5 protein-coding genes are annotated in these 4318 nt (G+C 31.8%); 2 read left to right on the forward strand and 3 right to left on the reverse strand.

The genetic code is table 11. The features are described 5' to 3' along the window. Window positions 1-1198, reverse strand: a 1198-nt coding sequence (locus QU01_RS07760) for a relaxase/mobilization nuclease domain-containing protein (protein ID WP_033763384.1), incomplete at its 3' end; no start/stop codon positions are given. Between the two features lie 303 nt (window positions 1199-1501). On the opposite strand from QU01_RS07760, the gene QU01_RS07765 reads away from it, so the two are divergent. Continuing rightward, window positions 1502-1816 carry a hypothetical protein gene (locus tag QU01_RS07765; protein ID WP_033763386.1) on the forward strand — a complete coding sequence of 105 codons (315 nt, stop codon included), beginning with the start codon at window positions 1502-1504 and terminating at the stop codon, window positions 1814-1816. Further along, on the forward strand, window positions 1809-2090 hold the full coding sequence (locus QU01_RS07770; protein ID WP_000921925.1) for a type II toxin-antitoxin system RelE/ParE family toxin: 282 nt from the start codon (window positions 1809-1811) through the stop codon (window positions 2088-2090). Before QU01_RS07765 ends, QU01_RS07770 begins: the two co-directional genes overlap by 8 nt. A gap of 273 nt (window positions 2091-2363) precedes the next feature. Here QU01_RS07770 and QU01_RS07775 read toward each other — a convergent pair whose 3' ends face one another. Further along, on the reverse strand, window positions 2364-4091 hold the full coding sequence (locus tag QU01_RS07775) for a type IV secretory system conjugative DNA transfer family protein (RefSeq protein WP_033763388.1): 1728 nt from the start codon (window positions 4089-4091) through the stop codon (window positions 2364-2366). Further along, window positions 4092-4318, reverse strand: a 227-nt coding sequence (locus tag QU01_RS08185; RefSeq protein WP_229260245.1) for a hypothetical protein, incomplete at its 5' end; no start/stop codon positions are given.

Genomic DNA, 4318 nt, shown 5'->3' on the forward strand with positions numbered 1-4318 from the left:
GCTCAAAGCGTTTTTTTGAATGGGATAAATCAGCTTCTAAATCTTTGCTAAATTCTTCCTTCAAAATTTTTAAATCTTTATAATCTTTCTCTAAAGCTATAATCTTTTTCTGTGTGGCAAAAAGTTTTTTGGTGGTATAAAGATAATCTTTTATTAAAGGGCTTTTACAAACAGCTAATTTTTGAATTTTTTTATAAGTGTTTTTAGGGGTTAAAGATTCTTTATCTAACCATTTTATTTCTTTAAGTTGTTGGTTAAGTTCTTTTTCATTTGTTGGGGGCGTGAATTTTTCTTTTTCCCAATGTGTTTTTTCCAATAAACTTTTTAGATTATCTAAATGATCAGATAGGGCATTTTCTCTTTTTTTCAAGCTTTCTATTTGAGAAGTCACACTGCCCAAAACTTTATAGAAATAGTTTTCATGCCTAAAGCTCTTATTGTTTCTAGCCTGTTTTTCTAGCGTATCTAACTCTGTTTCTATGTCTTTAATCGCTTTATAAATATTAGGCGTGTTAGAATATTGCAATTCGCCTTTTGAGTTAGCAAATAAATAATCTTTAAATGTTTCTCTTAGTGTGTGGTAAAACTCTTTACAGCTGTCTTTAGAATTAAAGCGTAGTTGCTTATTGGTGATTTTGTTAGTTTTGTTGATAATCACATGCACATGCGGATTGTTTTGGTGTGTATGGAGTTTCATTATAAAAGGATAATCATAACCTAGCGTGTTAGTGAGTGTTTGATACACGCTTAATTCCAAAACTTTTAAATTTTTTTCATTACAATTTTCATCAATACTAAACACTAGATGTAAAGTGCAATTTTTAACACGGCTCTTATTTTCTAATAATTTTTCAAATTGCTCATTCCATTGCTCTGCTATATCATTATAATTAACTTCATTAAAAAATTCATCTCTCACTAGCTCACCATGTTTAGCGATATAATCCATCGCCCTTTTTGAATGCAAGCGTGTCATATTGCCTATATTTTTGATGACCGCTTGTTTTTGTGGCTCTCTTAAACGCATGAATTCTTCTTGTGTCAGTTGGGTTAAATTTTTAGCAAACTTTTCCACTTCTTTATGGTAGCGTTTAGCATAAGTGTATTGTATCTTAAGCGTCTTTTGGGGCTTGATGATCTCATAATCAAAAAGCTCATCGCTTTCAAAGTCTTTACTATAACTTTTTTCTAACGCCATTTTATTGTAATTCTATCCTCCCAAAAATTTTGTCGCTTGTTTTAATTTTTCAGCTCTTATTCTACATTATTATTCCCCCTTTTTAAAGTGCAGGATAACACTTCAATTCCGTAAAAATTGAAGTCAATTTGACCTTGCAGGTGGCTAAAACACACGCTTTTAAGATATTCTTAAATCAAACTTAATCAAAAAAACTTATTTTAAAACTTTCAATTCACTGCAAATAGCGCTAAAGGTTATGACAAGTTATGCTAAAATGAAAACAAGTTGCACTAACTATCTTTTATTAAAAAGGAGTTCAATATGTCAAATATTATTACAGATTACTCGCAATACAATGAAAAGCAACTGCACAATTTCTTAAACTCCATTGAAAAACAATTGCTTAAGGCAGAAAGGGATAAAAATAAGGCGATAAAAAAAATCCAAGAGTGTGAATTGCAAGAACAAATAATCAGACAAGTTTTAGCCCAAAAACATTCTCAAGAAAAAGAACCCACACAAAGTTTGTTAAATACGATCGCCTCAAAAGATGACCCAGAATACGATGTTTCGTTTGGAGACTTCAATGATTTTTTACAAATAGCAAAACAAGAAAGAGAAAGGCATAATGCTTAAAGTCAGAACTAAGAAAGATTTTCTTAAAGACTTTAATAAGCATATCTTATCTGGGCGTATTAAAGAAAGCGATGTTATAAGCATTGTTGATTGTCTCAAAGAGCAAAAACCACTCCAACAAAAATATTGCGACCATGCTTTGAGTGGCAATCTTAAAGGGCTGAGAGAGTGTCATGTCAAGCCAAACTTGTTATTGATTTATGAAATCAAAAAACAAGAAAACGAACTTGTTTTATTGCGTCTAGACACTCATAGCGAGCTATTTAAAAAGTGATCAAACGCTAAAAAAATTATCCACAACAACAATCCGTGCTAATTTTTAATTTAAGTTGCACTAACTTTAAAATAAACATGCCAATTTCTAAAAACAAGCTATGCTAAGCTACACTACAAAAATGTTAATCTTTATTTTAAATTTTGCTAATCATCTAACGCAAATCCGTGTTAGAAATTGGCGCATTCTTTTTTTAGCAACAAGGATAAGGAGTTGTAGAAAGCAATTTTTAAAAAGCAATTAAAAAATACTCATGCAAACTTTTTTAATTCATCAAAACACTTCTTCATTGGGCTTGACTTCCCAGTTAATACGAGAGAGTAATTCTTTGTTTTTGAAATAATAATTCGCTTTTAATTTTAAAGGTTTAGCCTTATGACCGCTTACTAAAATGATCACTTCATCTTTATCAATATTCATAATATCTTGTGCGCTCAATAAGTCCCACGCCTCTTTACCTATATTAGAAGTCCCTCCGGTAATGAGTTGTCCTTTTTCTGTAGAGTGGCTTCGTGTTTTTCTAGTCATCTTACCAACTTCTTCGCTCACCTGTTTAGCATATTCTAAATCATCCATTTTGAAAATTATTTTGTAAGCCACGGTGCTATTAACAATTCTTGCATCTTCTCTGCCATAATATTTTTCAATAAGAGCGTTGGATTGCGTGATAAAAATTAAAACCACACCATAGCTCCTACTTAATGCTGGCATTTCTAATAAAAAAGGCAATTTACCAAAACGCACAAATTCATCTAAAAAGAGATAAACCCTTTCTTCAAATTTCTTACTCTCTTTCAGTAAAAGATTTTTAGCAATACTTTCCAAAAGGATACGGATAAGCGGGGCGAGTGTGTCAATATCTGTTTGAGCGATTTTAATATAGAGTGAAATATTGTCAGCCCTTAAATCCTCGTATTCAAAACTCATGCTATCTGTAGCGCTTTTAACTTGATAGCTTGTAAAGACTTGCATAAAACGGCTATAAACTGATTTAATGCTCGCAAACTCTTTATCATTCGCCTTAGCCCATTTGTTCGCTTCGTTTCTAATAATAGGATCTAGCATACCCTCTTTCATTATAATATTGCCTTGATCGTCTTTTTCTAAATTATTCACAGAGCCATCATAATTTTTAGGATTTTCTGGGTCAGTATAGACTTGTTCGGCTACTTGTTTATACCATAGCAATTCCACATTGACATTAGGTTTCATTTTTTTAACGCCATTTTCTACTTTAGCCATATAACGCCCATTCTCTTTAATAAAACCATTATCGCTACTTTGACATTCATATAATTCAGTATAAAATCGGCTTTGTGGATTGATTAAGGGGACATAATTTTTTATAGGAGCGCTTGCAATTTCAAAAAAGGTGCTAGTGTTATGCACACACAAATCATAAAGAGCGTAAAAGACAAATAAATTTTTAGCTTGCTGTGTCCAATGAGGGTCTTTATTTGCCCCATCTTCAGCAAAAATAGTATTACCCACTTCATCTACAAGCCTTCGCTTTCTGTTAAAATCTAATTTTTCTACAATGCGTTTATCAAACGGATTGAATTTAAGCGTGTTATCATTTCCTAAGGGATCAAATACAAAAATTTTATTTTTTAGAACTTGTTGTCTATAACCAGCCGTTAAATCAAACAACTCCCCTTTAATATCTAACACCACACAAGAGCTAGGCACACTTAAAAGATTAGGCACAGCCACAGCTGCGGTTTTACCACTTCCAGGAGGAGCGATAATTAAAGTAGAAAGCGGAGCATCATAATAAGTAGGCTTAAGCGAATTTAAACCTTTATATAACTCCACACAAAAACCTTTGTTAAAATTTAAAGTCATAGGATAACTTTTAGAAGATCCTAGCGTAAAGACATCTTTGCAAGCCTTAGGGAGAGTTTTAGTGTAATAATCTTTTTGAATGCTATTAAGCTTATGGAATAAATTGCTGGTTTTATCCTTAAATTTATCTCTTAATGTTTTGAATTTTTCTCTCATTTAAAATAATCCTTTTAGATATTTCATAAATAGAGTTAGTTTTACACTTAAAAATCCCCTAAATATAAAGGTTAAGACACAAATCACTACTAAAAAGGATAAGATCGTAAAGAAAACTTTAGGCCTTTTCTTGGCAAATTGATAAACTTTATAAAATATACACCCTATAAAAACAGGCAATAGCGTAAAGCTAGAGACAACAAGCATTAGAGTTGACATACTCCCCA

This window comes from Helicobacter pylori SA221C, from assembly GCF_000476855.1.
Taxonomy (GTDB): Bacteria; Campylobacterota; Campylobacteria; order Campylobacterales; family Helicobacteraceae; genus Helicobacter; species Helicobacter pylori_DK.